The organism is Micromonospora sp. NPDC049081, from assembly GCF_040648835.1.
In the GTDB taxonomy this organism is placed as follows: Bacteria; Actinomycetota; Actinomycetes; order Mycobacteriales; family Micromonosporaceae; genus Micromonospora; species Micromonospora antibiotica.
The window spans coordinates 726,649-742,372 of record NZ_JBEZEK010000001.1 but is presented as its reverse complement, the minus strand read 5'-3'; the positions used below and the strand labels follow the sequence as shown (position 1 = coordinate 742,372).

The following is a 15,724-nucleotide window of genomic DNA, read 5'->3' as shown; positions in this document are numbered from 1 at the left end:
GCACGGGGGTGCGTGCCGCACGGCGGACGGAAGGGCGCGGGATGGGTGCACTGCGCAAGGCGGGGGTCTGGCTCGGTCTCGTCGAGGAGGATGACGAGCGGGGCTACGACGAGGGCTACGACAAGCCCGGCTACCGCGAGTCGCGGTACCGGTCGAGCCGGTACGCCGAGGAATTCGCCGACGACGACGAGGACGACGCGGAGGAGCCGCCGGCACCGCGTCCGCGCCTCGGTGACCGGGGTCGGCTGACGGACCGGTCCAGCCGACTGGCCGAGGCCGACCGCGCCGACGACGAGCGGGCCGAACGGTCGGAGCGGGCCGAACGGTCGGAACGGGCGAGCGTCCGGTCGATCACCAGGTCCGGCGGGTCGGAGTCCTCGGGCGCGCTGAGCTACCACACCCGGGACAATCTCGCCCTGGCGCCGCAGGCGTCGCCGCGGGAGCGGCCGGTGGTGGCCGAGGAGGAGCAGCGCTACCAGATCACCACCCTGCACCCGACGACGTACCGCGAGGCGCGGACCATCGGCGAGCACTTCCGCGACGGCGTTCCGGTGATCATCAACCTCACCGAGATGGACGAGGCCGACGCCCGCCGGCTGGTGGACTTCGCCGCCGGGCTGGCGTTCGGGCTGCGCGGTACGATCGAGCGCGTGACCAACCGGGTGTTCCTGCTCTCACCGGCCAACGTCCAGGTCACCGCGGAGGACAAGGCCAAGATCGCTGAGGGTGGCTTCTTCTCCCTGAGCTAAGTCCACCCGACCGAGGGACGTCGTCTGCTGTGTTGTCGATCATGTTCCAACTCTTGTACCTGATTGTGTACCTCTTTCTTATTGTGCTGTTGGCCCGATTCGTTCTCGGTGCAGTCCTCCAGTACGGTCGTCGGTGGCAACCGGGGCGTGGCGCGTCCGCCGGACTTGAGTCCGTGTGGAGCGTCACTGATCCGCCTCTCAAGGCGTTGAGGCGGGTGATCCCCCCACTGCGAATTGGTACCGTGAGCATCGACCTGGCCTCCCTTGTGCTCCTGGTTATCCTGTTCGTGCTGATGAGGTTTGTGTTAGATCCGCTGATCAGGAACTTCTCCTGACCAGCGCGCGCTTTCGCGGCCGCAACTGACCCGAGGAGTTTCGATGCCGCTGACACCGGCCGACGTGCACAACGTCGCCTTCAAAAAGCCGCCGATCGGCAAGCGGGGGTACGACGAGGAGGAGGTCGACGCCTTCCTGGACGAGGTCGAGCGTGAGCTGGCCCGTCTGATCGAGGAGAACAACGAGCTGCGCGCGCAGGTGGAGCGCGGCGGTCGTGGCGGGGCCCCTGCCGGCCCCGGTGGCGACGCCCGGCTCGCGGCGGAGCTCAACGACGTCAAGGCCCAGCTCGACCGGGTGCAGCGCGACAAGGCCGCCGCCGAGCAGGCTGCCCGCGCGATGCAGGCGGAGCTGGAGCAGGTCCGCACGACCGGCGGTCCGGCCGTCGGCGGCGACGGCGAGCAGCAGGCGCTGCGGGTGCTGATGATGGCCCAGCGCACCGCCGACGACCACGTCTCCGACGCCCGTCGGGAAGCCGACCAGCTGCTCTCCGAGGCCCGTTCCAAGGCCGAGGAGGTCACCCGCGAGGCGCGGGCCAAGGCCGACGCGCTGGAGCGCGACGCCCGTCAGCGGCACCAGGAGGCCATGGGGGGCCTGGACGCCAAGCGGACCGCGTTGCAGAAGCACATCGAGGAGCTCAAGCAGTTCGAGCGCGAGTACCGCACCCGGCTCAAGGCCTACCTGGAGAGCCAGCTGCGGGACCTCGACGGTCGGGGCCAGGGCCTCGAAGCCGAGATGACCCGCGCCGAGGGCACCCGTGCCGTCGGTGGCAACGGTCTGGCCGCAGCGGGCCTCGCCGGCTCGTACGGTGGCGGTCGCTCCGGCGCCCTCGAAGCGGGCCGCTGATCCCCGGTCGGCGACCGTCCCCCGACGGTCGCCGACCCACCACGACCCACGACGCTGCGGGGGTGAGCCCGTGCTAGTCGCCAGTCTCCTGCTCATCTTCGTCGCCGTGGTCCTGCTGGTGTTCGGTCTCGTCGACGGCTCCAGCACCCTGTTGACCAGCTCCATCGCGGCCAGTCTGTTGGCTGCCGTCGCCCTGGTGGCCGGTGCCCGCCAGGCAGCCGTGACCAGGGCGAGGGCGGCGGAACGGGCCGAGGCGCGCGGTCGGAGCGCGACGGAGTCCCGTCCGACCGCCCCGCCGCCCACGACCGCGCCGTCGGACGAACCGACGACGTACCCCCCGACGACGTTCGGCACCGGTGGCGCCGGGTGGCGGCAACCACCCGGCCAGCCGGTGGCCGGCGACCCCGTCGGCGCGGCCACCCGCCCCGACGCCGGTGCCTGGGAGCCCGACGCGGAGGCCCCGTGGGATCCCGTCGTCGTGCCCTCCGCGTCGGGGCCGGACCACGCCTCCCCGCCGGCCGACCGTGCCCCCACCGACCCCGCCCGACCCGACCCGGACGACCCCCGCCGGGGCCCGGCGGACGACCCGGCCTGGGCGGCCGGGGACGACCCCGGGCCACCCTGGGATCCGCCGGAGGACGACGCGTCGCCGTGGGATCCGCCGGCCCAGCGGGTCCCACCCGCCGACGCGGCCCGGGTGGCCCGACTCGACGCCGAGGTGCTGGTGGTCGACGGGCATCCCCGCTACCACCTGCCGTCCTGCGCCCACCTGATCGAACGGGAACACGAGCCGCTGCCGGTGGACGAGGCGATCTCCCTCGGGTTCACCCCGTGCGGTCTCTGCAACCCGGACACCGCCCTGCTCGCCGACACCTACCCCCGCTGAGGCCGGCGTCGATGCCCACGGACGACACGCTGACCGTCGCGGTGCGGGTGAAACCCGGCGCGTCCCGGGCCCGCGTCGGCGGCTGCTCCGCCGGCCCGCACGGACCCGCCCTGGTGATCGCCGTGACCGCCCCGGCGGTGGACGGCCGGGCCACCGAGGCGGCCCGGCGGGCGCTGGCCGGTGCCCTGGGCGTCCGCCCGTCGGCGGTGGCGCTGCGCACCGGGGCGGCCAGCCGGGACAAGCTCTTCCTGGTCGACCGACCGGTGCCCGGTCTGAGCGGGTTGCTGCGGCGGCTGCGCGACGGATCGGCCGGGTGACGGCGCCCCGGGTGGGGCGCCCGTGACGCCGGGACTGGATCTGGCCCTGCTCCTCGGGGCGGCCGTGTTGCTGGTGGCGATCGGTGCGGTGCGGTTCTCCACCCGGTTGGGCGTGCCGAGTCTGCTCGTCTATCTGGCGCTCGGGGTGGCGATCGGTGAGGCCGGGCTGGGCATCCGGTTCGACGACGCCGAGCTGACCCGGATGTTGGGTTTCTGCGCGCTGATCGTGATCATCGCGGAGGGTGGGCTCACCGCCCGGTGGAGCACCCTGCGCCCGGTGCTCGGGCTGGCCGGCGCGTTGTCCACCGTCGGGGTGCTGGTCAGCATCGTCGTCGTGGGCCTGGTGGTGCACCTGCTGCTCGGGCTGGACTGGCGGTTGGCCCTGCTCTACGGCGCGGTGCTCTCCTCCACCGACGCGGCGGCGGTCTTCGCCACGCTACGCCGGTTGCGGCTGCCGCCCCGGCTGGTGGCCGCGCTGGAGGCCGAGTCGGGCATGAACGACGCCCCGGTGGTGATCCTGGTGGTGCTGCTGTCGCGCACCGGGCCGGTGGAGCACCCGTGGTGGTTCGAGGTCCTCCTGGTCGGCTACGAGCTCGGGGTGGGCGCGGCGGTCGGGTTGGCCGCCGGGCTTGCCGGCCGGTTCGCGCTGCGGCGGGCGGCGCTGCCCTCCTCCGGGTTGTACCCGATCGCCGCCGTCGGCTTCACCGTGCTGGCGTACGCCGCCGGGGCGGTGCTGCACGCCTCCGGCTTCCTCGCCGTCTACGTCGCCGGGGTGCTGCTCGGCAACGCCCGGCTGCCGCACCGGCAGGCCATCCTGGGATTCGCCGACGGGCTGGCCTGGCTGGCCCAGATCGGGTTGTTCGTGCTGCTCGGGCTGCTGGCCACGCCGCAGCGGCTGCACACCGCGCTGTTGCCGGCGGTGGTCACCGGGCTGGCCCTGCTGCTGCTGGCCCGGCCGCTGTCGGTGCTGGTGTCGGCGCTGCCGTTCCGGGTGAGCCTGCGTGAGCAGCTCTTCCTGTCCTGGGCGGGGCTGCGGGGTGCGGTGCCGATCGTGCTGGCCACCATTCCGCTGTCGGCCCGGGTGCCCGGGGCGGACCGGTTGTTCGACGCGGTCTTCGTGCTGGTGGTGATCTTCACGGTGCTCCAGGCGGGCACGCTCGCGCCGGCGGCCCGCCGGTTGCGGGTGACCGCCCCGGCCGAGCCGGCGGAGATCCGGGTGGAGACCGCGCCGTTGGAGCGGATGCGGGCGGACCTGCTCCAGTTGGAGGTGCCGGCGGGGTCCCGGCTGGCCGGGGTGCACGTCGACGAGTTGCGGCTGCCGGTGGGCGCGTCGGTGACCCTGGTGCTGCGCGACGGGGTGGGCTTCGTGCCAGGGGCGGACACCCGGCTCAAGACCGGGGACAGCCTGTTGATCGTGGCGACCGCCGGGGTGCGGGACGAGGCGGAGCGCCGGCTGCGGGCGGTCAGCCGGCGGGGTCGCCTGGCGAGGTGGTTCGGCGAGTACGGCGAGGATCGGGACGGATGATCTGCTAGTCTTCTTTTTGCCCCAATTAGGGGTTATTAGTGGCTGAATAGCGGCGCAACGGTCCGGCACGTTGTCGGAAACCTGTACGTTCCGTATTCTTGCCAACCTCCGGAGTGCGCGGCCACCGTTGCCGTGCGCCCGTTTTGTTACCTGGGGACGCCATGTCGGCGCACCCTGTCCGGGCACCGCCGACCGCCGCGTCCCGCGGCTGAGGGAGCTGACGATGGCGAAGCCAGCCGACACCAGGACCGCCGGTCGCAAACCGGCGGCGAAGGCCACCGCGCAGGCCACCCGCAGCGCGGCGGAGACCGAGAAGATCCGGGCGGCCCTGGCGGCCCGACGGGACGAGCTGCGCGCCGAGTACGATCAGACCCTGAGCGAGATCACCGAGCTGCAGCGCGACCGGTTGACCGATTCGGCCGGGGACGACCAGGCCGACACCGGCACCAAGACGTTCGAGCGCGAGCAGGAGATCTCCCTCGCCAACAGCATCCGGGAACGGATCACCCAGGTCGAGCGCGCGCTGGAGCGGCTCGACGAGGGTGGCTACGGATGGTGCGAGCGGTGCGGGAACCCGATCCCGGTGGAGCGGCTCGCCGCCTTCCCGTCGGCGACCCTCTGCGTGACCTGCAAGCAGCTGGAGGAGCGGCGCTGACGTCCACTCCCCGGTGACCTCGAGAGACGGCGGACCCGCGTCGTCGGGACAGTCGATGGGGAGTCGATGACCACAGCACCGACCGCCGGACCCGGCACCACCGGGCCGGCCGGCCGCACCCCCCGACGCAGGGCGGTCGTGGTCCTCGTCGGCATCGCGACGCTCGCGTTGCTGACGGATCTGCTCACCAAGCATCTCGCCCTGCAACTGCTCGACGACCGGGCGCCGGTGCGCCTGCTCGGCGGGTCCGTCTATCTCACCCTGACCCGCAACAGCGGTGCGGCGTGGAGCATCGGCGCCGACCACACCTGGGTGTTCCCGCTGATCACCATCGGGGTGGTCGGCTGGATCAGCTGGATGGCGGTCCGGCTGCGGTCGTTGCCGTGGGCGGTCTCCCTGGGGCTGGTGCTGGGCGGGGCGCTCGGCAACCTCGCCGACCGGATCTTCCGGGCCCCCGGTCACTTCGTCGGTCACGTGGTCGACATGGTCAGCCTCTTCGACCCGTACGGCCAGGTGTGGCCGGTGTTCAACCTGGCCGACAGCTGCCTGGTCTCCGGGGTGCTGCTGGCCGTGCTGCTGGAGTTGACCGGCCGCCAGCGCGACGGGCGACGGGTCGGTGCCAAGGGCGACACCGCCGACGCCCCCACCGACGCGACCCGGACCGCCGCCCCCACCGGACCGGCCGCCGCCGCGCCGACGGCGGCCGACGCCGAGCCGCGGGAGCGGGCATGACCGCCGCCGGTGGCGACCACCGTTCCCTGCCCGTGCCGGACGGCCTCGACGGCATGCGGCTGGACCAGGCGGTGGCACGCCTCTTCGGGCTCTCCCGCACCGCCGCCGCCGCGCTCGTCGACGCCGGGGACGCGCTTGTCGACGGCGTGATCCGGCAGAACTCGCACAAGGTCAAGGCCGGTTCCTGGCTGGAGGTGACGCTGCCCGCGCCGGTCGCGCCGCCGACCGTGGTGCCGCAGGCGGTCCCCGGGTTGACCGTGGTCTACGCCGACGACGACATCGTGGTGGTGGACAAGCCGGTCGGGGTGGCCGCGCACCCCAGCCCCGGCTGGACCGGCCCGACCGTCATCGGAGGCCTCGCCGCGATCGGCCACCGGATCTCCACCAGCGGGGCCGCCGAACGGCAGGGTGTGGTGCACCGCCTCGACGTGGGCACCACCGGGATCATGGCGGTGGCCAAGAGCGAGCAGGCGTACACCGCGCTCAAACGGGCGTTCAAGTACCGCGAGGTGGAGAAGCGCTACCACGCGGTCGTCCAGGGTCACCCCGACCCGTCGCGCGGCACCATCGACGCCCCGATCGACAGGCACCCGCACCACGACTACCGCTGGGCGGTGGTCTCCGACGGCAAGCCGAGCATCACCCACTACGACACCATCGAGGCGTTCCCGGCGGCGAGCCTGCTCGACGTCCGGCTGGAGACGGGGCGTACCCACCAGATCCGGGTGCACTTCTCGTCCCTGCGGCACCCGTGCGTCGGCGACCTCACCTACGGGGCCGACCCGACCCTGTCGGCACGGCTCGAACTGCGCCGGCAGTGGCTGCACGCCCGGTCGTTGACCTTCGCCCATCCGCGTACCGGTGACGACGTCACCTTCGTCAGCGAGTACCCGGACGATCTGGCCCGCGCGCTGACGATCCTGCGCGACTGACCGGTGCCGGGTAGTCGCCCGGGCGTCGGGCCAACCGCCGTCGCGTCGCGGCCGCGCCGGGGGCTGGTCACCGCAGCGGTGCTGGCCGTCGGCGCGGTGCTGCTCACCGTCGGCTGGGTGGCCCGCCGACCCGCGCCGGTGGGTGACCGCACGGTCGGGCAGGTGACCCGGGTCGGGGTGCTGCCGGGTGACTCGCTGCCCGGGTACGCCGCCGCGGCCCGGGCCGAACTCGCCGGGCTGACCGCCGGGGCGTACGCGCTGGTCAGCTTCGACCGCTACCTCGCGCCGGACCGGTTGCCGGCGCTGCTCGCCGACGTCGAGGTCGCCGCGGTGGTGGTGCGGGTGCCGCTGCCCGGTCGGCAGACCGAGGTGGTCCGGCTGCCGGCGCAACTGCTGCCGCAGGACGTCACCGCCGGCATGGCCGGCCTCGCGGACCGCAAGGACCGGGAGGCCGCCGACCAGCGGCGGCGGGCCGCCGACACCACCGACCCCACGACCCGTCAGGGGTACGAGACCGGGGCGCAGGTCGCCGGGCGGGAGGCGGCCGGCTACCGGGCGGCCTGCGCCTGCGTCTACGCGGCGGTGATCCGGGCCGACCCGACCGCGCTGCGTGCCGTGGCCGGACGGGACGGGGTCCGGGCGCTCGATCCCGCCCCCGAGGTGGCCCGGCTGGACCGGACGGTGTTCCTGCCACCGCTGCCGGAACAGCGGGACGTGGCCCGGCCGCCCGCCGACACCGCCGCGACACCGGCGCACCCGACGTCCACCGGCCCGGTCCCGACGCCGGGTGGGGCGATGGGCGATTCGTCGGAAGGGGCGCCCGCTGTGATCGCCCCGGTACCGTCGTCGAGCGGGGCCGGGCCGGGGTCCGCCGCGACCCCCGCCCCCACCTCCCCGGACTCCCGTAGCGGTGGGTCGTCCGACCGGTCGCCGTAAGTATTGTTCCCGGGGGATGTGTGCAGACCGGTGTGGTCCGAATAGGGTTTCGTTCGTAGCCTGTCAGGCGGAGATCGACGGCGCGGGAGGGCGAGCCTTGGACGGCAGCGAGACCGGCTGGGGTCGGTCGGCCGAACCGGCACCGCGATGGCGGGCGCTCTTCGAGCGTGCCCGCCTCGGCGGACGCGCCGCCGACCAGGCGGAGCCGGACCGCCGCGACGAGCCGCCGGTCCGGGACCCGTTGCCCGGCCGGGGGCCCGCCGGCGGCTGGTCCGGGCGGGGATCGGCTTCCGTGCCACCACCCGCCGACCCGGGCTACGGTGCGCAGCCCGGCTACGAACCGGACCCGGGCTACCGCGCCGGGGCCGGCTACCGGGTCGACCCGCCGCGCCGCGCCGCGCCGGACTATCCGGCTGAGCCCGCTTCCGGCTACCGCGCCGACCCGGGCTACCGCGCCGCCCCGGGCTACCCGGCTGATCCCGGTTATCCGGCCGGGTCCGCCCCCGGCTACCCGGCCGACGCCGGCTACGCAGCCGCTCCCGGCTATCCGGCCGACGCCGGCTACGCAGCCGCCCCCGGCTACCCGGCCGACCCCGGCTACCCGCCGGAGCCGGCCCGGCCGCCGGAGCCGCCTGTCGTCCCGTCCCGCTACGCCCTGCTGGACAACGGCTACCGGTCCGACCCGCCACCCCCCGAGTCCCGGTACGCCCTGTTGGACAACGGATACCGCGCGCCCGGCTACGCGCCGCCGGAGCCGACGTACCAGCCGCCGCAACCCGCCTACCCCGAGCCGGCCCACCCCGAGCCGGCCTACCCGGAGCCCGGCTACCCGGCCGCGCCCACCTACCAGCCGGAGCCGCCGGCCTACCCGCCCGCGGTGACCGTCGACCGGAGCTACCCGGCCCGGATCGAACCGGCCCGCATCGAGTGGCGTCAGCAGGGCCCCCAGGACGAGCAGGAACGCGCCGCCGGCATCCTCCGCCGTGACCTGGGCACCCCCCGGGTGCTCGCGTTCGCCAACCCCAAGGGCGGGGTGCACAAGACCACCGCCACGGTGCTCGCCGCCGCCACCGTCGGCAGCGTCCGGGGCCGGGGCGTGCTCGCCTGGGACGACAACGAGCTGCGCGGCACCCTCGGCCTGCGCGCCGGCAGCGCCCGGCACGCCCGCACGATCCGGCACCTGATCAGCGACCTGGCGCACATCGAGATCCGCGACGGCGCCGAGCTGCTGGAGTCCCTCGACGACTACCTGCGGCACGCCTCCGACGGCTCGTACGACGTGCTGGCCGGGGAGGAGAGCCCCCGGTTCGCCCAGCGCCTCGACCAGTTCACCGTCAAACGGGTGCTGGAACTGCTGCGGCGCACCCACGACGTGGTCTGCGTGGACACCGGCAACAACGTGGAGAGCCCCAACTGGCGCACCGTCATGCACGCCGCCGACCAGCTCGTGGTGACCACCGTGCCCCGGGAGGACGCCGCGTTCAGCGCCGACTGGATGCTCGACCTGCTGCACGAGGAGGGCATGGGTGAGCTGGCCGACAACGCGGTCACCCTGATCTCCTGCCCCACCCCGGGCCGGTCGACGCTCCAGGACGACCTGGAGCGGCACTTCGCCACCCGGACCCGGGCCGTCGCGGTGGTGCCGTACGACCCGGTGCTGGAGACCGGGTCGTCGATCGAGTACCACCAGCTCCAGGCCGAGACCCGGGCCGCGTGGCTGCGGGCCGCCTCGGTGATGGTGGAGCCGTTCGCCCGCTGAGGGACGGTACGGGCTCCGCCGCCCCGCCGTACCGCCCCGCCTGAGAGGATCATCGGGTGAGCCCGGACACCCCCGATCCGCACCGCCCCGCCGACGCCCCGGCGGGTGTCGCGCCCACCCCGCACACCGTCCCCACCGGGGCACCGGCCGACGGGCCACCGACCGTGCCCGGATACGACCCGGGCGGGTCGTACCTGCCGTGGCCGCCGCCGTCGGGCGGGCCGACGCAGCCGGGGGAGCAACGCCCCCGGCACACCCGCGCGGTGGCAGCCGGCCTCGTGCTGGGCCTGACCCTGCTCGGGGCGCCGTTGGGGCTGCTCTGGGCGGCGCTGGCCCCGGACACCCCGGTGCTCAAGACCGCCGAGGGTGCCGTCTACGCCCAACCCCAACCGGAGCAGCCGATCGCCGCCGACGGCTGGTTCAGCCTGCTCGGCCTCGGGTTCGGGGTGCTCGCCGCGATCGCGGTGTGGACGCTGCTGCGCCGCCGACGCGGGCCGGTGAACCTGGTCGCGCTGACCGTGGGGGCGCTCGGCACCGCGCTGGTCGCCTGGCAGCTGGGCCGCCGGATCGGGCTGGACGGCTACCAGCGGCTGCTCGCCACCGCCCCCGCCGGTACGCCGTTCGACAAACCGGCCGACCTGCGGGCCGGGGGCATCGAACGGGTCCTCGGTGTGCTGCCGCTGCCGTACGGCAACCTGCTGCTGCCGGCGTTCGCCGCCGCCGTCACGTACACCCTGCTGGCCGGCTGGTCCCGCTGGCCCTCGCTGCGCCCGGAGCCGGAGCCCGACTGGCCGACCGGCCCCGAGGTCGCCGGCTGGCCGGGCCCCGTCGCCACCGACCGGCCCGACGGCCCCACCGGCACCGCCCCACCGACCGGCATCGCCGTCCCGGACCGCCCCGACGGCTACCGCGACGGGGACCGGCCCGACGCCCACGGTGACCAGGACCGGCCCGGCGTCGACAGCGGTCGGGACCGGCCCGGTGCTCCCGGGGTGCCGGGCGGGGTCAGTTGGGGGCCGGCGGGGACGCCAGCTCCGACAGCGGCACCGGAACCGCCCGCACCTGACGCAGCAGGGCCGACTCGCGATTGAGCAGCCGCAGCTCGGCGCGCAGCCGGGCGGTGGTGTCGTCGATGGCGAGCAGCCGCTGCCGGTCGGCCACGGTCAGCACGGCGGTGGCCGCCACCAGGTGCGACAGCACCGTCGGGTCCTCCGGGAGCTGCTCGGACAGCTCCTGCGGGTCGGCCCGGATCAGGCCCAGGTATTGCCGGAAGACCGCGATCACCCGGGCCGCCAGCACCTCGGCGGCCTCGTCCGGGCCGGTCGGCTCGGGCAGCCACTCGACGTCGGCGGTCAGGTAGGGGGCGGACTCCCGGTCGATCCCGGTGACCCGGAACCGTCGCCGGCCCACTGTGACGATGTCGAAGCCGCCGTCGTCCAGCTCGTTGACCTGGCGTAGCTCGGCGGTGCAGCCCACCTCGTGCAGGGTCACCTCGCCGCCGCCCGGGGTGGCCCGACCCGCGCCCGGGGCGACCTCCCAGCCGGAGCGGATCGCCAGCACACCGAACTCGCGGGGCGCCCCCTCGGGCTGCCCGACCAGGTCCCGCACCAGGTGGCGGTAACGCTCCTCGAAGATGTGCAACGGCAGCACCAGACCTGGAAAGAGCACCGTGGCGAGGGGGAACACCGGCAGCCGTGCGGTCACGCGTCCGAGCGTAGCCCGATCCCGCGACGTCGGCGTGTCCCGGCTCACCGTCTCGCGGTACGGGCGGCGCGGGTCGCCCTCCGGGCCGCCGCCTAGACTCGGGAGCGTGTTGAATCGGATCGACCTGCGCGGCGGGGTCCGTGACCCGCGCCGACTGCTGCCCCGTGCCCAGCTCGACGTGTCCGTGGCCGTCGAGCGGATCCGCCCGCTCGTCGAGGCCGTCCGCGACCATGGGTACCCGGCGATCCGGGAGGCCAGCGAGCGGTTCGACGGTGTCTGCCCGCCGGTGCTGCGGGTCCCGGCCGAGGCGATCACCGAGGCGGAGGGGACGCTCGACCCCGACGTGCGGGCCGCCCTGCTGGAGTCGATCAGCCGGGCCCGTCGGGTGCACGCCGACCAGCGGCGCACCGACCACACCACCCAGGTGGTGCCGGGCGGCACGGTCACCGAGCGCTGGGTGCCGGTCGACCGGGTCGGCCTCTACGTCCCCGGCGGGCTGGCGATGTACCCGTCGACCGTGGTGATGAACGTGGTGCCGGCCCAGGTGGCCGGGGTCCGCTCGCTGGTGGTGGTCAGCCCGCCGCAGCTGGACAACGGGGGGCTCCCGGACGCCCGGGTCCTCGCCGCCTGCGCGCTGCTCGGCGTCGACGAGGTGTACGCCGTCGGCGGCGCCCAGGCGGTCGCCATGCTGGCGTACGGGTCGGCGGTCGACGCGGGGGGCACCCTGCACTGCGCGCCGGTCGACATGATCACCGGGCCGGGCAACATCTGGGTCACCGCCGCCAAGCGGTTGCTGCGCGGGGTGGTCGGCATCGACGCCGAGGCCGGCCCGACCGAGATCGCCGTGCTGGCCGACGACACCGCCGACCCGGCGCACGTCGCCGCCGACCTGATCAGCCAGGCCGAGCACGACCCGTTGGCGGCCAGCGTGCTGGTCACCCCGTCGGTCGAGCTGGCCGACGCGGTCGACCGGGAGCTGGCCCGGCAGGTGCCGGCCACCAAGCACGCCGAGCGGGTCGGCACCGCGCTGGGCGGGCAGCAGAGCGGCATCGTGCTGGTCGACGACCTGGCCGACGGGTTGCGGGTGGTCGACGCGTACGCCGCCGAGCACCTGGAGATCCAGACCCGGGACGCCCGCGACTGGGCGCTGCGGGTACGCAACGCCGGGGCGATCTTCGTGGGCCCGTGGGCGCCGGTGTCGCTCGGCGACTACTGCGCCGGCTCCAACCACGTGCTGCCCACCGGCGGCTGCGCCCGGCACTCCTCGGGGCTGTCCGTGCAGTCCTTCCTGCGCGGGGTGCACCTGGTGGAATACACCCGGGAGGCGCTGCGTGACGTCGCGCCGCACGTGGTGACCCTGGCCACCGTGGAGGACCTGCCGGCGCACGGGCAGGCGGTCGCGGTGCGGTTCGCCGGGGAGGCGTCGTGACCACCCTCGACGACCTGCCGATCCGCGACGACCTGCGGGGCCGTTCGCCGTACGGGGCGCCGCAGCTCGACGTGGCGGTCCGGCTGAACACCAACGAGAACTCCTACGCGGTGCCCGAGCCGGTGGTGGAGGCGATCGGCAAGGCGCTCGCCGCCGAGCTGCGTGACCTCAACCGCTACCCGGACCGCGAGGCGGTGGCGCTGCGCGCCGACCTGGCCGGCTACCTCGGGCACGGGATCACCGCCGAGCAGGTCTGGGCGGCCAACGGCTCCAACGAGATCCAGCAGCAGCTGCTCCAGGCGTTCGGCGGGCCGGGGCGGTCCGCGTTGGGCTTCGTGCCGGCGTACTCGATGCACCCGTTGCTGGCCCTGGGCACCGGCACCCGGTGGGTGCCGGCCCAGCGGGGGGTCGACTTCGGGCTGACCGCCGACGAGGCGGTCGCCGAGGTCCGCGAGCACCGCCCCGACGTGGTCTTCCTCTGCTCGCCGAACAACCCGACCGGCACCGCGCTGGACCCGGCGGTGGTCACCGCCGTGCTCGACGCCGCGCCCGGCATGGTGGTCGTCGACGAGGCGTACGCCGAGTTCGCCCGACCGGGCACGAGCGACGCCCTGGCGCTGCTGCCCGGCCACCCCCGGCTGGTGGTGACCCGGACCATGAGCAAGGCGTTCGGCTTCGCCGGTGGCCGGTTGGGCTACCTGGTCGCCGACCCGGCGGTGGTGTCGGCGGTGCAGCTGGTCCGGCTGCCGTACCACCTCTCGTCGCTCACCCAGGCCGCCGCCCGCGCGGCGCTGGCCCACCGTGACGCCCTGCTCGGCACCGTCGAGGCGATCAAGGTGCAACGGGACCGGATCGTCGACACGCTGCGGGGCCGGGGTTTCCGGGTGGCCGACAGCGACGCCAACTTCGTGCTCTTCGCCGTCGGCGGCGACCAGGCCACCGCGTGGCGGACCCTGCTCGACGCCGGGGTGCTCGTCCGGGACGTGGGCCTGCCCGGCTGGTTGCGGGTCACCGCCGGCACCCCCGCCGAGACCGACGCCTTCCTCACCGCGATGGAGAAACTGTCATGAGTCGCACCGCCCGGGTGGAGCGGATCACCAAGGAGACCAAGGTCCTCGTCGAGATCGACCTCGACGGCACCGGCCAGGCCGAGATCAGCACCGGGGTCGGCTTCTACGACCACATGCTCCACCAGATCGCCCGGCACGGCGGCTTCGACCTGACCGTGCGCACCGTCGGTGACCTGGAGATCGACGCCCACCACACGATGGAGGACACCGCGCTGGCCCTGGGCGCCGCGTTCGACCAGGCGCTGGGCGACAAGGCCGGCATCCGGCGGTACGGCTCGGCGACCGTCCCGATGGACGAGGTGCTCGTCCGGGCCGCCGTCGACCTGTCCGGCCGCCCGTACGTGGTGCACGACGAGCCGGTGCTGTCGCCGTACATCGGGCCGGTCTATCCGACCAGCATGACCCGGCACATCTGGGAGTCCTTCGGCCAGTCGGCCCGGGTCACCCTGCACGTGGACGTGCTGCGGGCGGCCCGGCCGGGCGGCCACCCGGACGCCCACCACGTGGTGGAGGCCCAGTTCAAGGCGGTCTCCCGGGCGCTGCGGGAGGCCACCGCGCTCGACCCGCGCAACGCCGGTGTGGTGCCCAGCACCAAGGGCGCGCTGTGACCGGCGCGGTCGCGTCCGGTTCCGCCCGGCGCTGCCCGTCGCGGGTCGGCCGGCCAGGGGGGTGGCGCTGATGGGCCCGGTGCTGCCGACCCTGCTGCTGATCCTCGCCGGCATCCTCGTCGGTGGGGCCTGGTCGTTGTACCGGCAGGACGCGCCACGCGGTGCGATCGTGGTCACCGGGCTGCTCGCCGTGCTGGCCACCGTCGGCGGGGTGCTCTGGCTGCTACCCGGGGAGGGCTGATGGGCGCGCACGGCACCGGCAAGCGGATCGTGGTGCTCGACTACGGCTCGGGCAACCTGCGGTCGGCCGAGCGGGCGCTGGCCCACGCCGGGGCGGACGTGACCGTCACCGCCGACCTGACCGCCGCCGCCGATGCCGACGGCCTGGTCGTGCCGGGCGTCGGCGCGTACGCGGCCTGCATGGCCGGGATCGAGGCGTCGGGTGCCGGCCCGGTGATCGCCGAACGGGTCGCCGCCGGCCGCCCGGTGCTCGGCATCTGCGTCGGCATGCAGGTGCTCTTCGCACACGGCGACGAGCACGGGGTGGTGACCAAGGGGCTGGGGCTGCTGCCCGGTGGGGTGACCCGGCTGCCCGCCGACCGGTTGCCCCACATGGGCTGGAACACGGTGACCCCGCCGGACGGGTCGGTGCTCTTCGCCGGGTTGCCCGCCGACAGCCGGTTCTATTTCGTGCACTCCTACGGGGTGCTCGACCAGGCGTCGTTGCGCGAGGCGGGCGTCCGGGTCACCACCGCCCACCACGGCACGGAGTTCGTCGCCGCGGTGGAGTGGGGCCCGTTGTCGGCGGCCCAGTTCCACCCGGAGAAGTCGGCCGAGACGGGTGCCGTGCTGCTGCGCAACTGGCTGGCCACGGTTGACTGAGACGGGCGGCCGCACCGGGTCGGGTGCGCGGTGAGTAAGGAGCGGGCCCGTCGGCGGGCCGTCCGGGAGGCGGAGGCGGCCCGCGACCGTGTCGTACGCCAGCGCAAGTTGGCCCGTCGGCAGCGTCGCCGCGCCCTGGTCCGTCGGGTCACCCCGCAGTGGCGGCGGGGCCGGACGGGCCGGTTGGCCCGGCGCAGCCGGGGGGAGCGGGCCGCCATCGTCGGGTTGACCGGCGCGGCGTTGGTGCTGATCTGGGTGTTCGTCGACGATCTCGCGCTGCGGGTGGCGCTGGTCGTGCTGTTGCTGCTGGTCCTGCCGGCGATCGTGGTGATCGCCCTGGACCGTCGGATCTGACCGAGGA

17 protein-coding genes and 2 pseudogenes are annotated in these 15,724 nt (G+C 74.6%); 18 read left to right on the top strand and 1 reads right to left on the bottom strand.

The window, feature by feature from the left end; translation table 11 throughout:
- Positions 1-41: 41 nt before the first annotated feature.
- The 12 genes and pseudogenes from sepF to AB0B63_RS02695 all read left to right on the top strand — a co-directional run.
- Entirely contained in the window at positions 42-749 is a 708-nt protein-coding gene (sepF, locus tag AB0B63_RS02750; RefSeq protein WP_357014078.1) for a cell division protein SepF, read from the top strand.
- 29 nt (positions 750-778) lie between these two features.
- Positions 779-1,084, top strand: coding sequence for a YggT family protein (locus AB0B63_RS02745; RefSeq protein ID WP_091237509.1), 306 nt, complete (start codon positions 779-781; stop codon positions 1,082-1,084).
- Positions 1,085-1,127: 43 nt separating this feature from the next.
- Positions 1,128-1,928, top strand: a complete 801-nt coding sequence (locus AB0B63_RS02740; protein ID WP_088643047.1) for a DivIVA domain-containing protein — start codon at positions 1,128-1,130, stop codon at positions 1,926-1,928.
- 655 nt (positions 1,929-2,583) lie between these two features.
- Positions 2,584-2,814, top strand: a pseudogene (locus AB0B63_RS02735) (hypothetical protein); the annotation flags it as partial.
- Positions 2,815-2,825: 11 nt separating this feature from the next.
- Positions 2,826-3,131, top strand: coding sequence for a DUF167 domain-containing protein (locus AB0B63_RS02730; protein WP_357014073.1), 306 nt, complete (start codon positions 2,826-2,828; stop codon positions 3,129-3,131).
- A gap of 22 nt (positions 3,132-3,153) precedes the next feature.
- Positions 3,154-4,656 carry a potassium/proton antiporter gene (locus AB0B63_RS02725; protein ID WP_208569723.1) on the top strand — a complete coding sequence of 501 codons (1,503 nt, stop codon included), beginning with the start codon at positions 3,154-3,156 and terminating at the stop codon, positions 4,654-4,656.
- 223 nt (positions 4,657-4,879) lie between these two features.
- A complete protein-coding gene (locus AB0B63_RS02720; protein WP_204959263.1) occupies positions 4,880-5,311 on the top strand; it encodes a TraR/DksA C4-type zinc finger protein in 432 nt (143 codons plus the stop codon).
- Positions 5,312-5,377: 66 nt separating this feature from the next.
- Positions 5,378-6,043 carry a signal peptidase II gene (lspA, locus tag AB0B63_RS02715; protein ID WP_357014068.1) on the top strand — a complete coding sequence of 222 codons (666 nt, stop codon included), beginning with the start codon at positions 5,378-5,380 and terminating at the stop codon, positions 6,041-6,043.
- Positions 6,040-6,975: an RluA family pseudouridine synthase gene (locus tag AB0B63_RS02710; protein ID WP_208569721.1), complete on the top strand. Its 936-nt coding sequence runs from the start codon at positions 6,040-6,042 to the stop codon at positions 6,973-6,975. The genes lspA and AB0B63_RS02710 overlap by 4 nt, the downstream gene beginning before the upstream one ends.
- 3 nt (positions 6,976-6,978) lie before the next feature.
- Complete coding sequence (locus AB0B63_RS02705) at positions 6,979-7,911, top strand: hypothetical protein (RefSeq protein ID WP_357014063.1); 933 nt, start codon at positions 6,979-6,981, stop codon at positions 7,909-7,911.
- Between the two features lie 97 nt (positions 7,912-8,008).
- Positions 8,009-9,670 (top strand): AAA family ATPase, encoded by a 1,662-nt coding sequence (locus AB0B63_RS02700; RefSeq protein WP_357014060.1) that lies wholly within the window; start codon positions 8,009-8,011, stop codon positions 9,668-9,670.
- A gap of 164 nt (positions 9,671-9,834) precedes the next feature.
- Positions 9,835-10,479, top strand: a pseudogene (locus tag AB0B63_RS02695) (DUF2567 domain-containing protein); the annotation flags it as partial.
- A gap of 196 nt (positions 10,480-10,675) precedes the next feature.
- Here the strand turns inward: AB0B63_RS02695 and AB0B63_RS02690 are convergent.
- Positions 10,676-11,374: an LON peptidase substrate-binding domain-containing protein gene (locus tag AB0B63_RS02690; protein ID WP_208569718.1), complete on the bottom strand. Its 699-nt coding sequence runs from the start codon at positions 11,372-11,374 to the stop codon at positions 10,676-10,678.
- 106 nt (positions 11,375-11,480) lie between these two features.
- On the opposite strand from AB0B63_RS02690, the gene hisD reads away from it, so the two are divergent.
- The 6 genes from hisD to AB0B63_RS02660 all read left to right on the top strand — a co-directional run bounded on the left by hisD (position 11,481) and on the right by AB0B63_RS02660 (position 15,717).
- Positions 11,481-12,803 (top strand): histidinol dehydrogenase, encoded by a 1,323-nt coding sequence (gene hisD / locus AB0B63_RS02685; RefSeq protein ID WP_208569717.1) that lies wholly within the window; start codon positions 11,481-11,483, stop codon positions 12,801-12,803.
- Positions 12,800-13,873: a histidinol-phosphate transaminase gene (locus tag AB0B63_RS02680; protein WP_208569716.1), complete on the top strand. Its 1,074-nt coding sequence runs from the start codon at positions 12,800-12,802 to the stop codon at positions 13,871-13,873. The genes hisD and AB0B63_RS02680 overlap by 4 nt, the downstream gene beginning before the upstream one ends.
- The gene (hisB, locus tag AB0B63_RS02675) at positions 13,870-14,481 is read left to right on the top strand and encodes an imidazoleglycerol-phosphate dehydratase HisB (protein ID WP_357014054.1); all 612 of its coding nucleotides are present in this window, start codon (positions 13,870-13,872) and stop codon (positions 14,479-14,481) included. Before AB0B63_RS02680 ends, hisB begins: the two co-directional genes overlap by 4 nt.
- Before the next feature lie 70 nt (positions 14,482-14,551).
- Positions 14,552-14,722 carry a hypothetical protein gene (locus AB0B63_RS02670; protein WP_168222542.1) on the top strand — a complete coding sequence of 57 codons (171 nt, stop codon included), beginning with the start codon at positions 14,552-14,554 and terminating at the stop codon, positions 14,720-14,722.
- Entirely contained in the window at positions 14,722-15,363 is a 642-nt protein-coding gene (gene hisH / locus AB0B63_RS02665) for an imidazole glycerol phosphate synthase subunit HisH (protein WP_208569714.1), read from the top strand. Before AB0B63_RS02670 ends, hisH begins: the two co-directional genes overlap by 1 nt.
- 30 nt (positions 15,364-15,393) lie before the next feature.
- Complete coding sequence (locus tag AB0B63_RS02660; RefSeq protein WP_091237477.1) at positions 15,394-15,717, top strand: hypothetical protein; 324 nt, start codon at positions 15,394-15,396, stop codon at positions 15,715-15,717.
- Positions 15,718-15,724: the final 7 nt, after the last annotated feature.

Excerpts from the sequence above, each read along its gene's own strand:
- hisH (WP_208569714.1), top strand. The coding sequence starts at position 14,722 with ATGGGCGCGCACGGCACCGGCAAGCGGATCGTGGTGCTCGACTACGGC.
- sepF (WP_357014078.1), top strand. The coding sequence starts at position 42 with ATGGGTGCACTGCGCAAGGCGGGGGTCTGGCTCGGTCTCGTCGAGGAG.
- AB0B63_RS02710 (WP_208569721.1), top strand. The coding sequence starts at position 6,040 with ATGACCGCCGCCGGTGGCGACCACCGTTCCCTGCCCGTGCCGGACGGC.
- lspA (WP_357014068.1), top strand. The coding sequence starts at position 5,378 with ATGACCACAGCACCGACCGCCGGACCCGGCACCACCGGGCCGGCCGGC.
- AB0B63_RS02670 (WP_168222542.1), top strand. The coding sequence starts at position 14,552 with ATGGGCCCGGTGCTGCCGACCCTGCTGCTGATCCTCGCCGGCATCCTC.
- hisB (WP_357014054.1), top strand. The coding sequence starts at position 13,870 with ATGAGTCGCACCGCCCGGGTGGAGCGGATCACCAAGGAGACCAAGGTC.
- AB0B63_RS02720 (WP_204959263.1), top strand. The coding sequence starts at position 4,880 with ATGGCGAAGCCAGCCGACACCAGGACCGCCGGTCGCAAACCGGCGGCG.
- AB0B63_RS02730 (WP_357014073.1), top strand. The coding sequence starts at position 2,826 with ATGCCCACGGACGACACGCTGACCGTCGCGGTGCGGGTGAAACCCGGC.
- AB0B63_RS02740 (WP_088643047.1), top strand. The coding sequence starts at position 1,128 with ATGCCGCTGACACCGGCCGACGTGCACAACGTCGCCTTCAAAAAGCCG.